This window comes from Bacillus sp. AFS088145, assembly GCF_002564465.1.
Taxonomy (GTDB): domain Bacteria; phylum Bacillota; class Bacilli; order Bacillales; family Bacillaceae_G; genus Gottfriedia.
The window spans coordinates 215,141-238,683 of the sequence record NZ_NUUX01000006.1; the positions used below are offsets into that span (position 1 = coordinate 215,141).

The following is a 23,543-nucleotide window of genomic DNA, read 5'->3' on the forward strand; positions in this document are numbered from 1 at the left end:
AACGATGCTACCAACTGAAGTGAGAAGAAGAATTCTCCGCTTTGAAAATGGTGAAACAAACGATATTGAAGACAGCGTTGTCACAGAATTTCCCGTCACGGTAAAAATCAATGGACAAGAATTTGTTACGATGGTCAGTACCCCAGAATATATAGAGGATATGGTCGTAGGATTTCTAGCATCCGAAGGGGTTATCCGAAAATTTGAGGATATTGAAAACATATGGTTCCAAGAAAAAGAAGGCTTTGTCCATGTAAAAACAAAGAATATTAATCCATATTATAAAGATATTCAAAGTAAAAGATATATTACATCATGCTGTGGAATGAGTAGACAAGGGTTTGTTTTTGTAAATGATGCATTAACTGCAAAAAAAATGAAAGAAGTGAATGTTCAACTATCATTTCAAGATTGTTTTCGATTAATGAAAGAAATGCAACAGTCCGCATTTTTGTTTCATGAAACAGGCGGAGTCCATAATGCTGCTTTATGTGATTTAAATGGGATTCTTTTGAATAGAATGGATATTGGTAGGCATAATGCATTAGATAAAATCTATGGTTATTGTCTAAAAAACAATATTCGTATTTCAGATAAAATAATTGTTTTTAGTGGGCGATTATCTTCAGAAATTTTACTAAAAGTAGCTAAAATTGGTTGTGAGGTCATACTGACGAAATCAGCTCCAACAGAATTAGCTCTTCAACTAGCTGAAGAATTAGGTATTACGACAGTTGGATTTATTCGAAATCAGTCACTTAATGTTTATACTCATTCAAAACGTATTGTGAGATAGTGACTTAAACAAATCATTTATGAAATAAAAAGAAGTGAGGCAATGGTTATGAAAAATGTTGCATTGGATAAACATCATCGACCTTTACAGGATTTACGTATATCTGTTACCGATCGCTGCAATTTTCGTTGCCGTTATTGTATGCCGGAAGAAATTTTTGGTCAGGACTATTCTTTTTTATCACAAGATAAAATACTATCCTTTGATGAAATTGAAAGATTAACACGTATTTTTGTATCTTTAGGGGTAAGAAAAATTAGAATTACTGGTGGAGAACCTTTATTACGTAAAAATTTACCTAAACTGATTGAACGATTAAATATAATTGATGGTGTTGAAGATATTGCTTTAACAACAAATGGTACATTACTTAAAAAGTTTGCAAAAGATTTATATGAAGCCGGTTTAAGAAGAGTGACCGTAAGTATAGATTCTTTAGATGAAGAACGATTTGCATATATGAGTGGTAATCGAGGAAAGGTAAAGTCTGTGCTTGAAGGGATACAAGCTGCTTCTGATATCGGAATGAAGGTTAAAATCAATATGGTTGTTCAAAAAGGCAAGAATGAACAAGATCTTATCCCGATGGCACAATATTTTAAAGAGAAAAAACATATTCTTCGATTTATTGAGTATATGGATGTTGGAAATTATAATGGCTGGAGGCTCGATGAAGTTGTAGGAAAACAAACAATCATTGATCTAATCAATGAAGTCATGCCTTTAGAATTTACAGAAGCTAATTATGTAGGAGAAGTTGCTAATCGATACCGTTACAAAGATAGTGATGATGAAATTGGGATTATTTCATCAGTGACCGATTCATTTTGTTCAACTTGCACAAGGGCGCGTATATCTGCAGAAGGAAAATTATATACATGTTTATTTGCAACAAAAGGTTATGATCTAAAAGAATTGGTCAGGTCTAACCAAGATGATGAACAAATAAAAGAAACAATTCTATCAATATGGAGCAATCGAACTGATCGTTATTCAGATGAACGATTAAGTAATACGAAAAAAATGAATGATAAGTCATCACATAAAATTGAAATGTCCCATATAGGTGGTTAATCATTACCAATAATAGAAGGTCTGGAGTTTATGCAATTTCGGTATAATGCTCTAACTAAAATTAGAAAGTGATGATTGGTATCTCTGTTCGATTAGCAGAGAAATTAAGCAGCATTCAGAACTCCTTATATGATGGGGATTTCTTAATGCTGCTTTATTTAATAGAGGGAAAACAAGAAAAGCAGAAAAAATTGGTGAGGATACCCGGAGAAAACTATTTATCTCTTTCGCTAGGTCCTGCTCTTTAATGGAGGATATCTTATGTCAGAACGTTATTCACGTCAGCAACTTTTTACCCCGATTGGTGAAAATGGACAAGAATTAATTAGCAAGAAACATGTTTTAATTGTTGGGGCAGGTGCTTTAGGAAGTGCTAGCGCGGAGGCACTTGTTAGAGCTGGAATTGGGAAGTTAACTTTAATTGACCGAGATTATGTTGAAATGAGTAACTTGCAAAGGCAGCAACTTTATACTGAAGAAGATGCATTTGAGAAATTGCCGAAAGTTATTGCCGCTAAAAACCGTCTCCAAAAAATAAATTCAGATGTATTCATCAATGCACTAGTAATGGATGCAAGTGCAGATAATATGGAAGTCCATTTGAAGGACACTGATGTAATGATTGATGCAACAGATAATTTTGATATTCGCTTTATCATAAATGATTTATCACAGAAATATGAAATTCCGTGGGTGTATGGCTCTTGTGTTGGGAGCTTTGGTATGTGTTGTACGATTCTACCTAGTAAAACTCCTTGTTTAAATTGTATATTAAAAAGTTTACCAGTACCTGGTCTGACTTGTGACACAGCTGGAGTCATTAGTCCTGCGGTACAATTAGTAGCGGCATACCAGGTTGCTGAAGGATTAAAACTATTAGTTGAGGATTATTCAGCTATCAATTCAAAATTTCTAACATTTGATTTATGGAATAATCAACATTTTTCATTTAAATTATCTAAACTCAAATCAGATGATTGTCCTTCATGTGGAACAAATAGGACGTATCCTTATTTAGCATTTGAAAATCAAACGAAAACAAGTACACTTTGTGGGCGAAACACGGTTCAAATTAGACCTTCAACGACTAAAAATTATGACTTTAATGAACTAGAAATCCAACTAATACAACACGGAAAAGTTCAACGAAATCCTTATTTGATCTCTTGTCAGATAGAAGATTATCGATTTGTTGTTTTTCAGGATGGAAGGGTTTTTGTTCACGGAACAAATGATATACAGGAAGCTAAAAAACTATATTATCGTTTATTAGGTTAATAGAGAGAGGATGAAAAGAATGGTTGAAAAACGAGTGCCACTACCGATCGAAGAAGCAGTTCGTAAAGTAATGGATTTTGCCAAACACGGATCAAAAGAAATGGTATCAATCGATTTAGCATATGGACGAGTATTAGCTGATGATCTAAAAGCTGATCAAGATATACCTGCTTTTGACCGCTCTCCATATGATGGCTTTGCGATTCGAGCGGAAGATACTATTCTTACAAGCAATGAAAATCCAACAATCTTTGAAGTAGTTGGCGAAATTGGGGCTGGTTCAGTTTTTCCAAATGAAGTAGAACCATTGCAGGCCGTTCGTATTATGACAGGGGCTCAAATACCTCAAGGTTGTTCAGCCGTTGTCATGCTTGAATTAGCGAAAGAGATTAAAACTGAAGGTAAAACTTTTATTGAAATAAAACGTTCTTATCAAAAAGGTGATAATATTTCATTCCAAGGGGAAGAAACGCATAAAGGTGATATTCTAGTTAAAAAGGGAACTGAAATTAACCCGGGAGTGATCGCTTTACTTGCTACTTTTGGATATAGTCAAGTACCTGTAGCAAAAAAACCAGTCATCGGAGTCATTGCAACAGGAAGTGAGCTTTTAGATGTCGATGAACCGCTTGAACCTGGTAAAATTCGCAATAGTAATTCCTATATGGTTCTCGCTCAAATTCAAAAAGCAGGTGCAATCCCTAAATATTTAGGAAAGTTTAGCGATGATTTGGATACTTGTTTTTTAGAAGTTCAAAATGCTTTAGAGCAAGTTGATTTTCTAATTACGACCGGTGGTGTATCTGTCGGTGATTATGACTATTTACCAGATATTTACGTAAGATTAGGAGCAACCGTTTTATTTAATAAAATTGCCATGCGTCCAGGTAGTGTAACAACAGTAGCGCATTTTGAAAATAAATTATTATTCGGTTTATCTGGGAATCCATCTGCTTGTTTTGTTGGATTTGAGCTATTTGTTAGACCGATTATCCAAACTTATTTATTTAACGAAACGCCACATTTAAAAAGAGTAAGTGCAATTTTAGGAGAAAATTTTCCAAAACCAAATCCTTTTACAAGATTTGTAAGAGGTAAAATTGTTTATCATGAAGGTCAATTAACAGCAGTTCCAGCAGGTTTTGATAAGTCTAGCGCCGTATCTTCATTAGCTTATACGGATGCATTTATTGTTTTACCTGGAGGAACTAGAAAATATGAAAAAGGTATGTCGGTCGACTTATTATTATTAGAAGACCATGAAGGAAGTAAATGGCCTTGGTATGGCTTCATACCTGCATATAAGTAAATAATTAGAACGCTATTAATTTAAGAAAAGTGAAGTGATTTACTTGGAACAAACATTATTTAAGATTGTCGATACACCGATTGTTGTTGAGGAAGTTTCAGATAAAGTAAAAAGTAGAAATGCAGGAGCCATTACAGTTTTTATTGGTACAGTTAGAGAGCTAACAAAAGGAAAAAAGACTTTATCGCTAGAGTATCAAGCATATGAATCAATGGCCGTAAAAAAACTTGTCCAAATTGGTGATGAAATTAACGGGAAATGGCCAGAAGCAATTGTTGCGATTACTCATCGAGTTGGAAGATTAGAGATTAGCGATATTGCCGTTGTGATTGCAGTTTCCTCTCCGCACCGTAAAGTGGCATACGAAGCAAACGAATACGCAATCGAACGAATTAAACAAATCGTTCCGATTTGGAAAAAAGAGTTTTGGGAAGATGGTACGATGTGGATCGGTGACCAATTAGAAAATACACCATACCAAGAAGGAAAACCAAGTGTGGAGGAATCAAAATGATTAAAGTTTTATTATTTGCTCATTTACGAGAGAAAGCTGGAACGGATGAATTGACAGTGACGGATAAAAATGGAATAAACGTAAAAGAGCTAAAAGATTGGCTTATGACTAACTATGATTTACCACAACTGAATCAGATTATGACTGCAGTAAATGAAGAGTTTGTAACGGATGAAGAAATTGTAAATGATGGAGATACTGTCGCATTTATTCCACCAGTAAGTGGGGGCTAATGGATTTTATAAAGCTTGAAAGTAGGTAGAATGATGCATAAACATAATGAAAAAGCGATTATTAACGCAGCGGTTTTAACAGTTAGTGATACTAGAACTGTTGAAAATGACGAGAGCGGTATTCTAATTAAAGCTTTATTAGACGAGCAAAAACATATCGTCCATGATTATAAAATCACAAAAGATGAAATACCATTGATCGAAGCGATTGTTAGAACATGGAGTGAAGCTGAGACGATTCAAGTTATGATCATAACAGGTGGCACTGGTTTTACGAAAAGAGATGTTACATATGAAGCAATTTCAAAAATACTCGATAAAGAAATGCAAGGATTTGGAGAATTGTTCCGTTCCTTAAGTTATACAGAAATCGGTCCAAAAGCTATGTTCAGTAGAGCAATCGCAGGTAGCTTTCATGATAAAGCGATCTACGTAATTCCAGGTTCAAAAAACGCAGTAAATCTAGCAATGACAAAACTAATTTTACCGACATGCCAACACTTTATGGAAGAATTAAACAGGCAATGAATATAGCTGGCGTCGTTTTAGCAGGTGGAAGGTCATCCCGTTACGGTAAACCAAAAATGTTTGAAACTTATAAAGATAAATTATTGTATGAATATAGTGTAGAAGCTTTAAAGGAAAATTCAATTTCTCCAATTATCATTTCAACGAACGAAAAACTAGTTCCGTATTTTAGTAAAAATGATCTAGACTTTGTCATTGAAGGAGAAGCCAAAGAATACCAAGGACCTTTGTATGCGATGTATAATGCATTTTCAAACATACCAAACAAAGACTGGTATTTTGTCCTAGCTTGCGACACACCTTTTATTACAGCTGACTTTGTAAAAAACATGGTCGAAAGGGCAGCAAATACGAATGTTGATGCAATCGTTCCAATCCAGTCCGATAAACTTCAACCACTATTTGCGCTCTATCATCGAAATTGCATCAAAAAAATGAAAGAGATTTTAGATAAAAACAATCGAAAAGTTCAGTTATTATTCACTGAAGTAAATGTAATGACTGTTCAATTTTCAAGTGACGAACTCATCTTTAAGAATATCAATAGTCCGAATGACTGGATTTAATTTTCAAATTTAAGACTTACCTGGAGGGACTCCCATGAGTGAATTTTCACATTGGAATGAAGAAGGAAGACCGAAAATGGTCGATATATCAGACAAAGACATCACTACAAGAGTTGCAATTGCGCAAAGTACAATTGCAATCTCAACGGAATTATATGAAGCAATTCAAAATGGATTAATTAAAAAAGGTGATCCACTAAATGTTGCACAAATTGCTGGAATTATGGGAGCTAAAAAAACTTCTGACATTATTCCAATGTGTCACCCAATCGCACTTTCAGGAACCGACTTTACATTCGAATACGTAGAGGCATCTAATGGATATGATTTAATCATTCGTGCGACAGTGAAATGCAGTGGAAAAACTGGAGTTGAAATGGAGGCACTTACAGCTGTAAGTATAGCTGGCCTTACATTTTACGATATGTGTAAAGCCGTTGATAAAAGTATGGTCATAAAAGAAACGTTTTTAGTTCAAAAAAAAGGTGGCAAAAGCGGCGACTTTTTCCATAAATAAGATTGGAACAAAAGCTTAATTGATTAGTAGCATGATCTAATCAATTAAGTTTTCTAATTTTTTATCAAATAAAAAAACGGAAATTGCAATATCTTCTTCAACTTTCATATCCGAGAAAAGATTGATAAACTTTGCATCAACAATTTCTTCTAGCTTAACTGGATGATTTTTCGCATATACATCTTGAATCATCTTAGTTCTAGCATTATGTACGATATCACGGCCTTCAGAAGTTTGAGCGATAAATAGCTCAGTAGGTGTCAGATTTCCATACAAAGTTGAAACAGCCATATTTTCAACAAAAACAGTATGAATTCTTTCAGGGCCTTTTCCAAATAATTCTTTACGCAGTTTTCGTATATAGTCATTAAATTCATGGATGACTTTTGACATTACATATACCCCTTAAATTAATTTTCGTTTTTCTTATCATAAAACAATGATTAGAAAATTTAAAGGAAAAAACTTTTAGGGAACATCTTCTTAAAGGCTTTACTAAACTGCTCCACCATCAATACAAGAATCGATTAAATTGATTTTTGTATTAATGGTGTTTTTTCAGTAGGCTCCTTATAATAAAATTATTTAATAAAAAGGAATTGAGAGCGATGAAAAAGAACTATTCCATTTTGCAAATTGTAGGCTATCAAAATAGTGGGAAAACAACTCTTATTGAAAAACTCATTAAACAGGCCAATCACCAAGGATTATCAGCTGCTACTATAAAACATCATGGTCATGGCGGTGCGCCTGATTTAGAAATAGAACGTAAAGATAGTAGTCGTCACTTGGATGCTGGAGCAATTGTTTCTAGTGTTGAAGGTGATGGAGTCTTGCAATTAAGAACAAATTTTATTAATTGGGATTTAAAGAAAACAATTGAATTATATCGCTTTTTTTCAACAGATATTATTTTTATTGAAGGTTATAAAAGGGAAAGTTATCCAAAAGTAGTATTAATAAGAAGTGAGGATGATCTAAATTTACTCGATTCATTAACGAATATTATTTGTGTGATCAGCCATTTTGAGATTGAAGAGGATCGATTGAAAGATTATCAATATTTCCATCTTTATGATGAAGAACATTATTTAGATTTCTTGATGAATGAAATGTCAAAAGGTAATTTCATAGAAAATCAAAAAAACAGATGAAAATATGGTTTATTTTGAAATGAGGAATTTTAATTGTTTGAAGAGTTTTTAATTCCCCTTAAGATTTCCCTTAAGGTTACGATCGTGGCAGGTTTTATCGTTATTATTTTAGGGACTATAGCTGGAAGAATTCTCTCTATGAAATCCTTCAAAGGTAAGACACTTCTAGAAACAATTTTAATGTTACCTTTAGTTCTGCCTCCTACGGTTGTAGGGTTTTTACTATTAGTCATTTTCGGAAGACAAAGCTTCGTTGGAAAAATGATCGAATGGTTATTTAATCAACCAATTGTTTTTACTTGGTGGGCCGCTGTAATTGCATCAATTATTGTAGCGTTTCCACTTATGTATCAATCTGCAAAAACTGGATTTCAAAGTGTAGACAATGAGATTGAAGAGGCAGCAAGAGTTTGTGGAGCAAATGAATGGAATGTCTTTTTCTTGATTTCAATTCCACTTTCATTAAAAGCCATTATCTCAGGGAGTATATTAAGCGTTGCAAGAGTACTAGGGGAATTCGGTGCTACACTTATGTTTGCAGGAAATATTCCAGGAAAAACACAAACTGTCCCGACAGCAATTTATTTAGCAATTGATGCTGGAAATATGAAAATGGCTTGGTTATGGGTACTTTCAATGGTCTTAATTTCTTTTATTATGCTGTTAGTCGTACAATTGAAACAAAAATGATTTTGCAGATTAGTATTGTCTCTAATTAGTATATAATGCTGTATATAGGATATTTTTCCTTTTAATTCCAAAATTTTAGTTTACATAAAATAAAGCCCAGTTTTACAATTAGAAACTTAAAAATGAGAGGGTGGAAGGTATGGCAAATAAAGTTGAGTTAATTAATCTTGCAGTAGGATTACCGAGTAAAATGGAATACGGCGAAAACAAAGAAATGATAACGGGGATTTGTAAAGAAGGAATAGAAGAAGTTTACTTATCAAAAGAAGGCTTTAAAGGTGATGGAGTAGCTGACTTAAAACATCACGGTGGGCCAGATCGAGCTGTATGTGTCTATCCATATGAACACTACGAACTTTGGGAAAAAGAGTTTAATATAAATTTACCACTTTCGGCATTCGGAGAAAATATTACTGTCACAAATATGTTAGAAAAAGAAGTATGCATTGGCGATGTCTACCAAATTGGCGATGCAATTATACAAATTACACAAAGCAGAATACCTTGTGACACAATTACAAGGAGAACGAATGTGGCACTTAAGAGAATCGTAGAAACTGGTTTTACAGGCTACTTATGCCGTGTATTAAAAGAGGGAACAATTAGAAAAGATTCGAAAATAGAATTAATCGAAACTCAAAAAAATAAAGTTTCGGTTCTTAATTGTAATGAGATTTATTTCCACGATCCAAAAAATATTGAAGGAATAAAAGCGATATTGGAAGTTCCTGAGTTAGCCGAGGATTGGAGAATTCGGTTAAATAAGCGTTTGGAGAGTTTAGTTTAAATAGTATTATAATAGGAAGTCGCTTGAGTTATAGCGGCTTCTTTTTTTATGAAAAAAGAATGCCTAATTGGACATTCGTAGGGGACCCTTAATTTGATAAATTTAAATACGTAACAGCACCAAAGATAAATACAATTACTATAACAGCTAAAACCGATATCCCCAATTAGAAATAACACTGGTAGTATAGCAAGCACTAAACTCCTCCTTGAAATAACTTCTAATACAATCTCATTTTCTATTATATGGGAAATTGTCATAATTCTATTTTTGCGAGAATTAATCAATTCAATTTTTCATTTTTTAAATGCAAAAGAACATCTATCCAATTAAAAGCAGGGACAGATGTTCTCGTAAAAGAATCTAAGAATATACTAAAATTTAATCAATTCATAGTATAGTAAAAAATCGTATTTCCTTTTTTCTGTTTTTTGAACTTAAAAGTTCCACCATCTGTCACTACGACGACCGGAATTATCTCGTCTTTCATCGTCACAACGATCTACTGCACGACAGAAGTCTTCTTGATCAACTGTGATTCTCGCATTAAACGTAACCTCGTTATTTCTTCTATTATTTCTATTATTATTTCTATCATTAAATCTTTCGTTATTTCTATCACTAAATCTTTCGTTATTTCTCTCATTATTTCTTCCATTGTTACAGTTGCAACCCATTATAACACTACCTTTTCCTTTAATTTCATCTCGATATCTTATGATTGGACAAGCAAAATGATATGGACAAGTGTTTGATTTTAATAAATATGATATGCAATTCCATGTATTTATTTAGCTTAGGATTGGGCAAATCGGTTAATTAGGCGTTTGGAGTTTAGTTTTAAATTTACTAAAAAGGAAGTCGCTCGAGGGAGAGGGGCTTCTTTTTTTGAAGATGAAAAGAGTCTTATTTTTATATAACTTTCATAAGTATATATGGATTAAAAAATATATTTTGTCCAATAAATCATATGAAATTAATTGCATTATTTTCTTTGAAAATGTTTCTATATACAAAAAAAGTAAGGCGAGCTTCTAACTACTTTAAATAATGTAAGGTTTAATTAGTTTATTTTAATTGGAGGTAATGGCAAATGTTAGGTGCAATCGAAGCAGGTGGAACAAAGTTTGTATGTGCTATCGGAGATGAAAATGGCAATTTAATTAGGCGTATTCAATTCCCGACAACTGTGCCAGATGAAACGATTTCACAAGTAATTGAATTTTTTAAGAACTATCCCATAAAAGCAATTGGTATTGGATCATTTGGTCCGATTGATGTTAACGAGACGAACCCTACTTATGGATCGATTACATCAACCCCTAAAATGGCTTGGCAAGGCTTTCCTTTCGTACAAGCAATAAGTCAGCATTTTTCTGTTCCAATTGGTTTTAATACGGATGTGAATGCAGCGGCACTAGGTGAAGCTACTTTAGGTGCAGCAAAAGGGTTAGATAGCTGTTTATATCTAACAATTGGTACGGGTATAGGGGCTGGAGCTGTCGTAAATAGCAATTTACTTCAAGGAATCACACACCCTGAAATGGGACATATATTAGTGAGACGTCATCCGAATGATGAGTTTGTAGGGAACTGTCCATACCATCGTGATTGCTTAGAAGGCTTAGCCTCTGGTCCTGCAATAGAAGCACGATGGGGGAAAATAGGTTCAAATCTGATCAATCGAAAAGAGGTTTGGGATTTAGAAGGATATTATATTGCCCAAGCACTTATGCAATACATATTAATTCTTTCGCCTAAGAAAATCATTCTTGGTGGGGGCGTAATGAATCAAAAGCAAGTTTTTGAAAGTGTTTACAAATATTTGAATGAGCTAGTTTGCGATTATGTTAGTTTACCAGAATTGAATGAGTATATAGTACCACCTGGTTTAGGTAATAACGCTGGAATTACTGGAGCTCTTTTGCTTGCACATAATGCTTTAACTAAAAATGCACTAGTATAAATAGCCTATAGGAGGAAATGAGCATGCAACCATTATTTTTAAAACCAGTATTTAAAGAACGAATTTGGGGTGGAACAGCTTTAAAATCAGATTTTAACTATAATATACCAAATGAAAATACAGGTGAATGCTGGGCAATTTCAGCTCATCCTAATGGTGCATCTATTATTGAAAATGGCCCATTTGCAGGTATAGCATTAAATGAATTATGGAAAAAGCAACCCGAATTATTTGGTCACCCAAAGGAAAAAGTTTTTCCGCTTTTAACGAAAATATTAGACGCAAACATGGATTTATCTGTTCAAGTACATCCTGAAGATTCTTATGCAAAAGTTAATGAAAATGGTGATCTCGGTAAAACAGAATGCTGGTATATTCTTGACTGTAAAGAAGATGCACATATGATTTTTGGCCATAATGCCAAAACAAAAGAAGATCTAATTAGCCAAATTAAAGAAGGCGAATGGTCAGATTTACTTCGCCGAGTAAAAATTAAGCCAGGTGATTTTTTCTATGTCCCAAGTGGAACCATTCATGCATTATGTGAAGGAACTCTTGTTTTAGAAACACAACAAAGCTCTGATACAACTTATCGGGTATACGATTATGATCGAAAAGATCATGAAGGAAATTTAAGAGAGCTTCATTTAAATAAAGCAATCGATGTAACAACAGTTCCCCATCAAGAAACAGAGGTGGAATTCAAGACGGAAGAAAAAGAAAATATAAAGATTAATACATTTGTAGATTCGGATTTTTTTACCGTATATAAATGGGATATTACTGGAAAAGCTTATTTAACCTATAATGATCAATATCTACTTTTAACTGTAATAAACGGTAATGGAAAACTGATCCATAGCGGAGAAGAATATATTTTATCAAAAGGCTCGAACTTCATCATTCCTGTTGGATTTGGAGAATTTGTTTTAGATGGAGATTGTGAAATAATTGTTTCGCATACTTAAGAATTAAGGGAAAACAAGGCATCCCTTCAGAAGATTTCTAGACTGAATGCAAGTGCTTGCCTTTTGATGGGTGAATTTACCTAAGACGTAAATGAGTACCAGATAGGCGAAGCAAAGAAGAAAGAGAGCGTAAGTTAACAAAAGCCAGGCAGCTTATTAGCTGCTTGGCTATTAAAATTCAACTTCACTAGTAGTTTTAGGCTCAGCTAACCAGCGCAGTGTCTGATTATGGTGATTAATAATTTGCTCAGCCGTCAGCTCATCTGAATTCCATGTACTATGTGCGTCCGTAACAAGTGTAACTTCATAGCCATTTCCAAAGGCGTTTCTAGTCGTTGTATCAACACAGATTTCCGTTTGAATTCCCGCCATGACTAAATGATTAATTTCCTGTTTTGCCAGCTCTTCTTTTAAATTCGTCTTAAAAAATGAGTCTGGTGTTGTTTTATGTATAATGATATCACCATCAATTGGAGCAATATCTGACTGAATTTCCCAACCAGGTGTACCATATTCAAGTGGAGAACCTTCTTCAGAATGCTGTATATAAAAGATTGGAGTATTCGTAGCTCTTGCTTGATCGATCAATTTGTTTAGATTATTTAATAATGTTTCACCTTTATAAACCGGATTAGATTCGGAGAACATAAAAGCCTGTACATCAATTACTAATAGAGCTGTTTTTTTCATTTATAAATCTCCCCTTAGATAATTGGATATTTTTTACACCTTATAGAAGAAAATATATCATTATTGACAGTAGAGTAGAAGGGGTATTTTCAGCAAATTTTTGCCTGTTGTAATTTAAATCTATTTTGCATTTGGTTGGATACCGTGCCAGTTGCTTACATCACATTGGCCAAATTCATTACTACCTACAGCTACAACTGTGCCATCTGCTTTAAGTCCGATAGTATGTGTGCAACCCGCCGAAATCGCTACAATATCGCACCAGTCACTTACATTACATTCGCCATGTCTCTTCAACCCGGTAGCTATAACTGAGCCGTCCGATTTAAGTCCAATTGTATGATTACTACCAGCCGAAATCGCTACAATGTCGTGCCATTCGCTTACATCGCATTGACCATCCTTATTCAATCCTACAGCGACAACCGTGCCGTTCGATTTTAGCCCGACGGTATGAAGATAACCCGCCGATACCGCAACAATATCATGCCATCCACTCACTTTACATTGGCCATACCGATTATTACCTACAGTTGTAACTGTGCCATCCGATTTAAGTCCGACTGTATGCCAGTCACCTGCCGCAATCCCCACAATGTTGTGCCAATCACTTACATTGCACTGACCATCGTTGTTTCGACCTACAGCTACAACCGTACCATCTGATTTAAGTCCGACAGAACGACGCCAACCAGCCGTAATCGCCACAATATCAAACCATCCATTTACATTGCATTGTTCATGCTTATTCCATCCCACAGCAACAACAGTACCGTCTGATTTAAGTCCAACTGTATGAGAATTTCCCGTGTGAGCGTTCCCCGCAGCAACCGCCACAATATCGCACCAATCGTTTACTTCTAGTTTGCCATATTTATGATCACCAACAGCTGTCACAGTACCATCCGATATAAGCCCGACGGAATGACGATAACCTGCTGCTATAGCATCTTTAGTCCACTTTTTCACTTTTAACTCCGTTTTGTTCGGTGAAGGATAATTCATGTTTTTACCTCCAATTACTAACAGGATTTAAATCGTACTTCTAATTAAAATCTTAAGATTTAATCAAATACTCTACTTTTAATCTACAATCTTTAGACCCATCAATGTTGCAAATTGAACGGCTTGATTTGATGAAACCTTACAGCCATTTAAATTACTAATTGAAACTGTTAATTCATTAAAAGTAGAACTACTAATATCGATGCCATTGAGAGATGTTTGTTCAAAATTTGCTCCATCAATATTACATCTATTAAAATCAACTTTTTTGAATTTACAATCATAAAAATCAGTACTTTTTAGAACTGAGTCTCGAAAAATTACCTTTTCTAGTTTTGAATCACCGAATAGTGACAAATTCAAAACAGAATTTTCGAACTGTACATTACCAATGCTAGATTCCGTAAAATTTGCACCTAATAATTTACAATTTTTAAAGATAACTTTGTGGATCGAAGAATTTCTCATATTGCAATTAGATAAATCACAGTCTTCAAAATATACATCAGTCATACTGATATTTTTAAAATCTGAATTCGTAAATTTACAATTCTTGATGACCGCTTTATATAAAAATACTCGATCTACAACTTCATTTTCAAAAACAGAGCCAGAAATCTCACACATTCCTAATTCTGGGTCCTCTTCATAAAAAATATCATAAAAATTCTTAGCTATTAATTCTTTGGGGATAGTAGGTGTATCGATTTTCATAGTGATTCCTCTCTTTAAGTAAGTTGGATGAAACTTACATCCGTGATTAACTACTCATTACTATAAAGAACTTTGAGGTTTAAAAAAAGACTTTTAATTTTATTAGGTCTGTGTACAAAACAGCTTATCTTTTCTCGGTCTTAATTAGATGACTTATTCCAGCTTGCCATTTAAAAAATCGAAATCTATTAAAACTTCCATATTTATACTAGGATACTTGTCCAATCTACTTTCTAGTATTTTGAATAAATTATATTAAAATATCAGGAGGTGATTTAATGCATTCAATTCGTCCAGTTGCTAATGCTAGTGTAAATCAAAGACAAGGATCTTTTAATAGAGTAGAAAATGCACAAGCAGAAGTTCAAAGATTAGTAATTCGTGATGCACACAATATTACAGTTGCTCAGACTGAAGCTCAAGCTTTAGTTTTAGTACAACTTTCACTAAGTGCTGCAATTGAAGCTGTGGTTCTTATTTTTGGTGATGATCCAAGAATTAGTCAACTTCAAAAAGTTGCTCAATCCTTAGAAAACCTTCAATTACAATCACAATCTGTTTTCATTGAAAAAGCAGATGGAATTGTCGTAACACAAACTGAACTGCAATTTGAAGCAGTCATTCAAGCTGCAATTGCATTGTTAGCACAAGTAGTAGCAAAACTCGGCTAATAATATTTGGAGAAGAAAAGGACAAGCTTATTAGGTCCTAACTTCTTATTCAAATTTATTAAATGATTTTTTGCTAGGGTTTATGACTTTTTTTGAAGCTGTTGGTAGTCTCCCGTCTTCAAAGAAAGTTATCCCGAGTTTGATTTTAATACCATCTATTTTTATCAGTCCGACAAAAATAGATGGTATTTTGGTGTTCATCTATAATGAATTATTAAAAATAAAAACAAAAGTATCGCTTCATGCTACATATTCTTTGTTTTAAAATAGTAGAAATAATAAAAACTTTGAAAAGGGGAAGAGTAGATGAATATTAATACAACTGAAGTAAATGGACATCTAATTGCAATCGCCAATTTAGATTCAGTAATTCTTACAGATGAGCAAAGTGCTTTAGATCTGATTATGACAATAAGCTATGAGCATAATAGTAATCGTATAGCACTTAACAAAGAAGCAATTTCAGAAGATTTTTTCAATCTTAGTACAAAACTTGCAGGTGCGGTGCTTCAAAAGTTCGTTAACTACAATATTAAGTTTGCGATTATAGGTGACTTTTCTAGTTATACAAGTAAGTCACTAAAAGATTTCATTTATGAGTGTAATAAAGGGAATAATGTATTTTTTGTTACAACAGAACTAGAAGCAATTGATCGATTATCTAAAGCAAACTAATCACTCTTTTTGACAAAAGATAAAATGATCATCGTTGTTCCAAACATGTAGATGGTCGGCACGGTATCCGCGAAGCCATAGTACACCATTAATTCGTCTAATGTAAAAACCTTTCGGAAAATCTTCATCTTCAGATAGTGCCTCAGATGAAATTGTGATTGAACCGGATGGAGCTTGATGTTGCTTTACAGAATTCCCTATAAAACCTTCTGGTTGATCTAAATAGGATAGTCTTATGTAAGGTCCTAGCTCAAGAGGGCACAAGTGCAAATTTAGTTCCTTTGATTTTTTATAAATTTGAGGTGTTGTAGCTCCTTCTAAAAATCCAAGATCGCCAACCGTTAGTTCAACTGTTTGAAGGCTGTACTTTATATTTGATACTGTAAATCGATCATCTTTTAATAGCATCTCACCATATTCGTTCATTGAGATAGAGGCTTGTTTTAGTTTCTCGATTAACTGGGATTTCGTTTGGCCACCAATTTCTACTATTCTAGTAATAAATGGACAATTAGGGTATATTTTTTCTTTTTCAATATGCATTTTGTTCTCTCCTACTTCATATTAATGTGCTTAAACTATTCTATAGTTCTTGTTAAATTTCCTTGTTAAACTAAGAGATATTAATAGATTTTGAATTTTTTGATGAACAGATGAGTAAAAATTTTTTTAAAAAAAGGAGCTGAATGATGATGAAAACAATTGGGCTGATTGGTGGTATGAGTTGGGAGTCTTCATTACTGTATTATCAAATTATGAACGAACGTGTGAAAGAAAAGCTTGGCGGACATCACTCCGCAAAAAGCTTACTGTATTCAGTCGATTTTCAAGAAATTAAAACGCTTCAGTTTGAGGATCGATGGGATGAGTTAACGAAAATTATGATTGAAATTGCTAAAAAGCTGGAGACAAATGGAGCAGATTGCCTTGTTATTTGTACGAATACAATGCATAAGATGGCAAAGAAAGTTGAAGAATCCGTCAAAATTCCTTTATTACATATTGCAGATGCAACTGCTAAAGAAATTGTTACTAATGGAATTAAAAAAGTTGCTTTGTTAGGAACAGCATTTACAATGGAGCATGATTTTTATAAAGGAAGATTAATTGAGCAGTTTGGTTTAGATGTTATTGTCCCAAATGAAGCGGAAAGAAAACTGATACATACTATTATTTATGAAGAACTTTGTCTTGGAATTGTAAAAGAGGAATCTAAGCAAGTTTATTTAAACATAATCGATCATTTAATTGAACACGGAGCGGAAGCGGTTATTTTGGGATGTACTGAAATAACGATGTTAATCTCTCAGGAAAATTGCAATATCCCTGTCTTTGATACAACAAGAATTCATGCTGAAAGTGCTGTGGATTTTGCTTTAGATATTCAATAATAAAAGAAACCCACAAGGTATAAAAAATTCCTTGTGGGTTTTCATATTTCACCATTTAGAACTATTTCAGTAAGGTGTACAGTAATTAACCTTCAATAGGGAAATCGTTGTTTGCTTGAGCAAGTGTTTTCTCTTTTCGAATCATATATAAATTGAAGACAATATAATAGGCAAACATGATTAGCATTAGCCCAGCAGACCATCCAGAAGCCATTCTCTGTAATCTGTTAGATAAAACATCATTTTGTAATCCACTTAGTTTTTCAATTGAATAAATATCATAAATTCGATAAACCAAGCGACCGAAGAATAGTAGTGTAACAGTACCACTTATCCAAATATTAGTATGATAGAACCATACTCCATTTCTATTTTCAAAATTTGTTTTGATTGAAGCGAAATAAGCTAGCCCAATCCCAATTAAAATACCAACAATATCTGAAGTTAAAATAATTGGTTTTAAACCACCTTGAAATAGTATTAATGCTCCAATTATAAAGAAGATAACTGTACTTATACGCATTCTCTTCTTATTCAATTGCTGCCATCCAATACTTCGGCGGACCCTTTTAAGGATGCGATAAACTAAAAGTAAAATAATAACTCCAATAAAAATATATTGTTGATTCATTTTTTTCTCCTTAATTTGTATTGTATGTTCATATGATATTCTTTTATTTATTTTGAATCGACTTCTATTTGATAGAAATTTATTCATAAAGTCTATAACTAGAGATAGAGGAAAACAGGAAGAATATTGATTAAAATTAAAAGTGAATTTTTTTAAAGGGTAATTGAGAGGAGTAAGTTTATTTTGAAGGAGAATAATGTCTTCTTATTAAGACCAATCATAGGTGCTACTATTATTTTAATTTTCATGAGTACCGGGAAATTATTTGATGGACCACCTCTTAAAACGGCACTTTATTTAACGATTTGGGTTACTTTAACATGTATTTTATTGATTCCTAAAGATAAATGGTCGAATGTAAATTTAGTTATTGCGTTTAGTATTATGGTGATTGAAGCGTTGGTAGGATTAATTCTGTTTAAAGAAATAAATGTGTTGTATTTTTTAGCATTTATGTTTCACGTAACGATTATTCGGTCATCTTTATCGAGGACTCCGATTACATCAATGATCGTTATGATTGTCATTGCTTTAATCTATACGCGATTCGGACACCAAGATTTATTAAATGTTTTAACTTATATTTTGATCTCCATTATTATTTATTTAAATATTAGAAGTAGAATGCAGCGAAATGAAATGTATGAATTGAATAAACAATATGTCGTTAATTTAGAAAAAGCATACAGTCAATTACAAGAAGCGTCTTCTACTGTTATGCAAAATGCAGTTTTAGAAGAGAGAAATCGAATTGCAAGAGATATTCATGATGCCGTGGGACATAGTTTAACTTCAATCATCGTTCAAATGCAAGCTGTACAATATATGATAAAAAAGGATCCAAATCAAGCCGAACAAAGTTTAAAGGATATGTTAGTAGTTGCTCGAAAAGGTTTAGATGATATACGAAAATCCGTTCATTCTCTGGCTGATGATCTACCTCAATCTGCAATTGGCACATTAGAAACTTTATTGACACATATGGAGTCCTCATCAACTATTCAATATTCCTTTAAAGCGGAGATTGGTGATGTTGAAATAGACGTAGAGGTATACAAAATACTGTTTAGAATTTTACAAGAATCAATTACAAATGTTATACGTCATTCTCAAGCTACAAAACTAGATGTTGTACTAAAAAAGGAATCTGAAGTCATCAATATGACCATAAGGGATAATGGGGATTTAGAAAATGCTCAAAAAATTAGTGAAGGATTTGGATTAAAATCAATGAGAGAAAGACTAGAGAAAATGAATGGTAGTCTTTCTTATTCAGTTATTTTTCCACATGGCTTTGAAATCGTTGCAAAAATACCATTGTGACGAAGGAAAGGGTGAGAAAATATGTCACATGAAAAAATAAAAGTCTTACTAGTTGATGATCAAACGATGATTAGGCAAGGTTTTAGTTATGTAATAAATCTACAAGATGATATGAACTTAATTGGTGAGGCGTCCGACGGAATAGAAGCAATCAAGTTAGCAAAAGAAAAACTCCCAGATGTCATCTTGATGGATATTCAAATGCCAAATCTTTCAGGAATAGATGCTACAAAAGAAATAATGAAACAATTACCTATGACGAAAATAGTTATTTTAACTACATTTGATGAACAAGAATATATTTACCAAGGAATTCGCTCAGGAGCTGTAGGATTTTTATTAAAGGATGCTGAAGTTGAAGAAATGCTTGATGCGATTCGCTCAGCCTTTCGAGGTGAAGCCATTTTTAAAACAACCCTTGCAGCAAAAGCACTTTCTAGAGCGATTGTTTCTGGATTTGCCATACCAAGTAAAAAAGGTGAATCAATTCTGTTCGAAAAACTAACGGATCGTGAACAAGAAATCCTTCAGGAAATGGCCTATGGACTTCGAAATGACCAAATCGGTAAGAAATTATTTATAACGGAAGGTACTGTTAAATCACATGTCCATCGTATATTACAAAAATTTGGCTGTGAAGACCGAACACAAGTAGTCGTAACGGCACTTAGGAATGGAATGGTGAAGTAAGAAGGAAGTTTAGGAACGTAAATAAAAAGTAGATGTTATTTCTATCTGAGATAACACCTACTTTATTTGGACCGAAATCTACATAAATGAAATTTTTTCATAATGGCTTGTATTACTTTTAAAATCAATTCGGGGAAAAAGTGGAAAGGGTAGTTTAGGAGAAGAAGTTTCGAATTGAAAAGTGCTAATTTTAGATTAAATATAAGGCTAGAAGAAGTAATTATAGGGATGATTTTATAATCAGTAATAAAATGTTGTAGAAAATCTTCGTTATATAGACTCGGTAATAAATATGATCATAAAATAGATCTAATTAAATAGATATTATATTAAATGTTCGAAAGGAAGAGTTTGTACTAGACTATGAACTAATTTGTACAAGATTTTTTGTGATAAAAAAGAGGAAAAAATAAAAAAACTACGAACTATTATTATTATTAATTCATTCGTTAATCGAAGTACTTTTTTCATTAAAAATTGGATATGTATTTAATTAAGTAAGTTTGTTAACAATACAAAAATTAAATAAAATTTACTAAAGAGGTGTAGTCAATGAGCTTCCATGATCCAAACGAATTTGATGAATTGATACCAAATGATACCGATTTAAATTTTATTAAGAAATTTCCAGAAGTTGAAGAAGCGATTGGGATTGATGAAATTCTGAAGTGGTTAGAAGATTAACGAAATAAGATTAAAATGAAAATAAAAAAGTACTTTCTAGTTTATAGAGAGTACTTTTTTACATTATCTATTAAGATAGAGGAATCAGCTTAGTTAAATAGGCTGATTCCTTTTTGTTTGATAATAGTGACCTGAATTCATTAAATCAGGTAATGTAAAAGCTCTACTGACGAAAAATGTAATAGGGAAAAAGATAGATAGAAAAATTATGATAAATAATTAAAAAGAACCAATATAAAATAGAATATTTTGGTTCTTTCTATTTTAAATTTGAGTACTATGTTGGTTTAAAATTGTGTAATCTTACCTATAGTAAGACCTGTTTAAAGGTATTACTTTCCTATATATAGAAGTAGTCTAAGTGAATATTTTGTAAGGGTTTTCATTTTAGTTTTTTGCTTTAATTAACGTTTGATCAACATGCACTTAATTAAGGAGGCTAATTAGAAATGAAGAAAAATCAGTTTGATACAAAGTTGATTCACGAAGGCTACAAAACTAGTGAGTATAACGGGAGTTTAACTCCTCCATTATTTCATACGTCTACCTATACATTTCCATCTGCACAACATGGAGAACAGTCCTTTGCTGGAGAAAGAGATGACTTTATTTATTCAAGGTTGGGAAATCCAACTGTTCAAATTTTGGAAGAACGAATGGCTGCGTTAGAAGAAGGAGAAGTAGCGTTAGCGTTTGGTTCTGGAATGGCTGCTGTGTCTGCTACAATTTTCTCTTTAATTAGCAGCGGAGACCATATTTTATGCTCAAAAGGCATATACGGATGTACGTATGGATTTTTAGAAATGCTTGAGAGCAAATTTGGAATTGAACATAACTTTTGTGAAATGGATACTGAGGAAGAAATTCAAAACTTAATCCAAGAAAACACGAAAGTTATATTTATTGAAACACCGATCAACCCTACAATGAAAGTCATTGATATTGAAATGGTTGTCGAAGTTGCAAAGAAAAATAATATTACCGTAGTAGTTGATAATACATTTTGTTCACCTTATTTACAAAAGCCATTAACACTAGGCTGTGACATTGTGCTACATAGTGCAACGAAATATATTAGTGGTCATGGTGATGTAGTTGCAGGAATTGTTGTTTGTAAAACAAAAGAGTTAGCTGATCATATGATCCCTATTCGAAAAGATATAGGAGCGATTATGTCACCATTTGATGCATGGCTGCTGCTTCGAGGATTAAAGACGTTAGCAGTTCGAATGGACCGTCAATGTGAAAATGCCAAAAAGGTCGTTTCATTTTTACAATCGCATCCAATGGTAAAGGATGTATTTTACCCTGGAGATTTTAAAAGTCAAAATTATTTTATTGCAAGCAAGCAAATGAAAAAAGGCGGAGGAGTCTTCGCATTTACAATTGACGGGACAAAGGCAGATACACAGGAATTTATTAATCATTTAGAAATGATAAAAATAGCAGTAAGTCTTGGTGATACAGAAACATTAGTTCAGCATCCAGCGACGATGACACATGCAGTCGTTCCAAAAGAGTTACGAGAAAAGATGGGCATAACAGAAAATATGCTACGCATGTCAGTTGGATTAGAAGCATGGGAAGATATCGTTTCGGACTTACAACAAGCTTTACTTAAATCTAGTAGCAATACATTATGTTAATCTCTAGTTGATAAAAAAGTACTTTCTAAAATTTTCTTAGAAAGTACTTTTTATTTTAGCTCTAATATTAAATTGGAAAATCAACAATTTCATAAATAATATTTTTATCAATCCTAAACTCAATGGCAAAATGTGGATCAAAATCAATGAGTTGGTGGACTGTTATATATGAATCATGAATTTCATTAATGCAAACTACATAATGATAAATTAGTGTTTTTACGATGACAACCTCACCTTTAAACTCTTTTGCAAGACGATTAATCCTTTTTTGTGTTTGAGGAGACGTTGTTTCAGATACAGTTATATAATGTCTCTTTTCCTGCCATGACTTATTACTTGAAAAATCTCCTTGCTCATTTCTTGAAGAAACACTTTTACAAGATAATTTACCAATCTCAATCACCAACGCTAAATCAATTCTAATTTGCCTAAACACCTCATCAGAAGCCAAAATGATAATATTTAATGAATGGTCTTCATTAATTGATACTAATCTTCCTCTATAATTAAATAAAAATGTCTCCAAAAATACCTTTTTCCCAAGTAATTTCTGAGCTCTTTTTAAAACATGACTTCTATTCTCTGGTGAAGTACTTTTAGATATGCTAATTCCAAGTTGTTCCGACAATAGTTAACCTCCATAAACTTGATACCACATTTTATGTAACGAATCCTACTCATCGAAACGGTCAATTTCATTAGTTAAGAAAATTTATAGGACGAGCAGTCTTTCAAAGGAAAGATTTTTAAGATCATTGACATAAATATGGGGTATATCTAGTCAAAATCGTAATATTTATAAAATAATGTCGATGTGAATTTGCAAATTTGATTTGATTTTTTGAACGAATTGACTAGTTAGACTAAAAAAATTCTTTAAAGGCATCAGCTAATGATAAAAAGTAGTCCGATATACGGGTAGTAGTATGGGTATATTTTTAGTTTGATTGCGTTTTTCATCCTTTTAATTGCATTTCTAGAATTTTTAATTGCGATTCCGTGAATTTAATTGCAGATTTGCCATTTTTAATTGCGATTTC

General features: G+C 33.0%; 29 protein-coding genes. 21 read left to right on the plus strand and 8 right to left on the minus strand.

The genetic code is table 11. The annotated features are described in order from the left end of the window. The first annotated feature begins 4 nt into the window (after positions 1-4). From fdhD to moaC, 9 genes are all read left to right on the plus strand, one after another. Positions 5-796: a formate dehydrogenase accessory sulfurtransferase FdhD gene (fdhD, locus tag COI44_RS04075; RefSeq protein ID WP_098426787.1), complete on the plus strand. Its 792-nt coding sequence runs from the start codon at positions 5-7 to the stop codon at positions 794-796. A 48-nt stretch (positions 797-844) separates the two neighbouring features. Beyond that, positions 845-1,870, plus strand: coding sequence for a GTP 3',8-cyclase MoaA (gene moaA, locus COI44_RS04080; RefSeq protein WP_098426788.1), 1,026 nt, complete (start codon positions 845-847; stop codon positions 1,868-1,870). Between the two features lie 261 nt (positions 1,871-2,131). Beyond that, positions 2,132-3,148, plus strand: a complete 1,017-nt coding sequence (locus COI44_RS04085; protein WP_098426789.1) for a molybdopterin-synthase adenylyltransferase MoeB — start codon at positions 2,132-2,134, stop codon at positions 3,146-3,148. 19 nt (positions 3,149-3,167) lie between these two features. Continuing rightward, complete coding sequence (locus tag COI44_RS04090) at positions 3,168-4,457, plus strand: molybdopterin molybdotransferase MoeA (RefSeq protein ID WP_098426790.1); 1,290 nt, start codon at positions 3,168-3,170, stop codon at positions 4,455-4,457. A 43-nt stretch (positions 4,458-4,500) separates the two neighbouring features. Then, on the plus strand, positions 4,501-4,971 hold the full coding sequence (locus COI44_RS04095; RefSeq protein WP_098426791.1) for a molybdenum cofactor biosynthesis protein MoaE: 471 nt from the start codon (positions 4,501-4,503) through the stop codon (positions 4,969-4,971). Next, positions 4,968-5,204, plus strand: coding sequence for a molybdopterin converting factor subunit 1 (moaD, locus tag COI44_RS04100; RefSeq protein WP_098426792.1), 237 nt, complete (start codon positions 4,968-4,970; stop codon positions 5,202-5,204). Before COI44_RS04095 ends, moaD begins: the two co-directional genes overlap by 4 nt. Positions 5,205-5,237: 33 nt before the next feature. After that, a complete protein-coding gene (locus COI44_RS04105; RefSeq protein ID WP_098426793.1) occupies positions 5,238-5,732 on the plus strand; it encodes a MogA/MoaB family molybdenum cofactor biosynthesis protein in 495 nt (164 codons plus the stop codon). Beyond that, entirely contained in the window at positions 5,729-6,298 is a 570-nt protein-coding gene (locus tag COI44_RS04110; RefSeq protein WP_098426794.1) for a molybdenum cofactor guanylyltransferase, read from the plus strand. The genes COI44_RS04105 and COI44_RS04110 overlap by 4 nt, the downstream gene beginning before the upstream one ends. Positions 6,299-6,332: 34 nt before the next feature. Next, positions 6,333-6,815, plus strand: coding sequence for a cyclic pyranopterin monophosphate synthase MoaC (moaC, locus tag COI44_RS04115; RefSeq protein WP_098426795.1), 483 nt, complete (start codon positions 6,333-6,335; stop codon positions 6,813-6,815). 36 nt (positions 6,816-6,851) lie between these two features. Here the strand turns inward: moaC and COI44_RS04120 are convergent, their stop codons facing one another. Then, positions 6,852-7,208: a Na-translocating system protein MpsC family protein gene (locus COI44_RS04120; protein ID WP_098426796.1), complete on the minus strand. Its 357-nt coding sequence runs from the start codon at positions 7,206-7,208 to the stop codon at positions 6,852-6,854. 215 nt (positions 7,209-7,423) lie between these two features. Between COI44_RS04120 and mobB the strand changes: the two genes are divergently transcribed. The 3 genes from mobB to COI44_RS04135 all read left to right on the plus strand — a co-directional run bounded on the left by mobB (position 7,424) and on the right by COI44_RS04135 (position 9,446). Further along, the gene (gene mobB / locus COI44_RS04125; protein ID WP_098426797.1) at positions 7,424-7,969 is read left to right on the plus strand and encodes a molybdopterin-guanine dinucleotide biosynthesis protein B; all 546 of its coding nucleotides are present in this window, start codon (positions 7,424-7,426) and stop codon (positions 7,967-7,969) included. A 33-nt stretch (positions 7,970-8,002) separates the two neighbouring features. Continuing rightward, the gene (modB, locus tag COI44_RS04130) at positions 8,003-8,659 is read left to right on the plus strand and encodes a molybdate ABC transporter permease subunit (protein ID WP_098426798.1); all 657 of its coding nucleotides are present in this window, start codon (positions 8,003-8,005) and stop codon (positions 8,657-8,659) included. 139 nt (positions 8,660-8,798) lie between these two features. Then, entirely contained in the window at positions 8,799-9,446 is a 648-nt protein-coding gene (locus tag COI44_RS04135; protein ID WP_098426799.1) for an MOSC domain-containing protein, read from the plus strand. A gap of 437 nt (positions 9,447-9,883) precedes the next feature. On the opposite strand, the gene COI44_RS04145 is transcribed toward COI44_RS04135, so the two are convergent. After that, complete coding sequence (locus COI44_RS04145; RefSeq protein ID WP_098426801.1) at positions 9,884-10,123, minus strand: hypothetical protein; 240 nt, start codon at positions 10,121-10,123, stop codon at positions 9,884-9,886. Between the two features lie 416 nt (positions 10,124-10,539). On the opposite strand from COI44_RS04145, the gene COI44_RS04150 reads away from it, so the two are divergent. Further along, the gene (locus COI44_RS04150) at positions 10,540-11,412 is read left to right on the plus strand and encodes an ROK family protein (RefSeq protein WP_098426802.1); all 873 of its coding nucleotides are present in this window, start codon (positions 10,540-10,542) and stop codon (positions 11,410-11,412) included. 17 nt (positions 11,413-11,429) lie between these two features. Beyond that, positions 11,430-12,380: a mannose-6-phosphate isomerase, class I gene (gene manA / locus COI44_RS04155; RefSeq protein WP_286163745.1), complete on the plus strand. Its 951-nt coding sequence runs from the start codon at positions 11,430-11,432 to the stop codon at positions 12,378-12,380. Positions 12,381-12,551: 171 nt separating this feature from the next. Here the strand turns inward: manA and COI44_RS04160 are convergent, their stop codons facing one another. The 3 genes from COI44_RS04160 to COI44_RS04170 form a co-directional block, all read right to left on the minus strand. Continuing rightward, positions 12,552-13,070, minus strand: a complete 519-nt coding sequence (locus COI44_RS04160) for a cysteine hydrolase family protein (protein WP_098426804.1) — start codon at positions 13,068-13,070, stop codon at positions 12,552-12,554. A gap of 120 nt (positions 13,071-13,190) precedes the next feature. After that, the gene (locus COI44_RS04165; protein WP_098426805.1) at positions 13,191-14,075 is read right to left on the minus strand and encodes an RCC1 domain-containing protein; all 885 of its coding nucleotides are present in this window, start codon (positions 14,073-14,075) and stop codon (positions 13,191-13,193) included. A 78-nt stretch (positions 14,076-14,153) separates the two neighbouring features. Beyond that, entirely contained in the window at positions 14,154-14,789 is a 636-nt protein-coding gene (locus COI44_RS04170; RefSeq protein ID WP_098426806.1) for a pentapeptide repeat-containing protein, read from the minus strand. Between the two features lie 278 nt (positions 14,790-15,067). On the opposite strand from COI44_RS04170, the gene COI44_RS04175 reads away from it, so the two are divergent. Together COI44_RS04175 and COI44_RS04180 are read left to right on the plus strand one after the other, a co-directional pair. Further along, complete coding sequence (locus COI44_RS04175; protein ID WP_098426807.1) at positions 15,068-15,460, plus strand: spore coat protein; 393 nt, start codon at positions 15,068-15,070, stop codon at positions 15,458-15,460. 306 nt (positions 15,461-15,766) lie between these two features. Continuing rightward, on the plus strand, positions 15,767-16,135 hold the full coding sequence (locus COI44_RS04180; protein ID WP_098426808.1) for a DUF4180 domain-containing protein: 369 nt from the start codon (positions 15,767-15,769) through the stop codon (positions 16,133-16,135). On the opposite strand, the gene COI44_RS04185 is transcribed toward COI44_RS04180, so the two are convergent. Beyond that, positions 16,136-16,678 (minus strand): helicase, encoded by a 543-nt coding sequence (locus COI44_RS04185; RefSeq protein WP_098426809.1) that lies wholly within the window; start codon positions 16,676-16,678, stop codon positions 16,136-16,138. It abuts the gene before it with no gap. Between the two features lie 149 nt (positions 16,679-16,827). On the opposite strand from COI44_RS04185, the gene COI44_RS04190 reads away from it, so the two are divergent. Continuing rightward, complete coding sequence (locus COI44_RS04190) at positions 16,828-17,526, plus strand: aspartate/glutamate racemase family protein (RefSeq protein ID WP_098426855.1); 699 nt, start codon at positions 16,828-16,830, stop codon at positions 17,524-17,526. Positions 17,527-17,611: 85 nt separating this feature from the next. Here the strand turns inward: COI44_RS04190 and COI44_RS04195 are convergent, their stop codons facing one another. After that, positions 17,612-18,157, minus strand: a complete 546-nt coding sequence (locus COI44_RS04195; protein WP_098426810.1) for a CcdC protein domain-containing protein — start codon at positions 18,155-18,157, stop codon at positions 17,612-17,614. Positions 18,158-18,340: 183 nt separating this feature from the next. On the opposite strand from COI44_RS04195, the gene COI44_RS04200 reads away from it, so the two are divergent. From COI44_RS04200 to megL, 4 genes are all read left to right on the plus strand, one after another. Next, positions 18,341-19,480 (plus strand): sensor histidine kinase, encoded by a 1,140-nt coding sequence (locus COI44_RS04200; RefSeq protein ID WP_098426811.1) that lies wholly within the window; start codon positions 18,341-18,343, stop codon positions 19,478-19,480. A 21-nt stretch (positions 19,481-19,501) separates the two neighbouring features. Further along, on the plus strand, positions 19,502-20,170 hold the full coding sequence (locus COI44_RS04205) for a response regulator transcription factor (protein WP_098426812.1): 669 nt from the start codon (positions 19,502-19,504) through the stop codon (positions 20,168-20,170). A 552-nt stretch (positions 20,171-20,722) separates the two neighbouring features. Further along, the gene (locus COI44_RS24470; protein WP_282439847.1) at positions 20,723-20,854 is read left to right on the plus strand and encodes a hypothetical protein; all 132 of its coding nucleotides are present in this window, start codon (positions 20,723-20,725) and stop codon (positions 20,852-20,854) included. 449 nt (positions 20,855-21,303) lie between these two features. Further along, the gene (gene megL, locus COI44_RS04210; RefSeq protein ID WP_098426813.1) at positions 21,304-22,500 is read left to right on the plus strand and encodes a methionine gamma-lyase; all 1,197 of its coding nucleotides are present in this window, start codon (positions 21,304-21,306) and stop codon (positions 22,498-22,500) included. A gap of 67 nt (positions 22,501-22,567) precedes the next feature. On the opposite strand, the gene COI44_RS04215 is transcribed toward megL, so the two are convergent. Continuing rightward, positions 22,568-23,131, minus strand: coding sequence for a hypothetical protein (locus COI44_RS04215; RefSeq protein WP_098426814.1), 564 nt, complete (start codon positions 23,129-23,131; stop codon positions 22,568-22,570). Between the last annotated feature and the right edge of the window lie 412 nt (positions 23,132-23,543).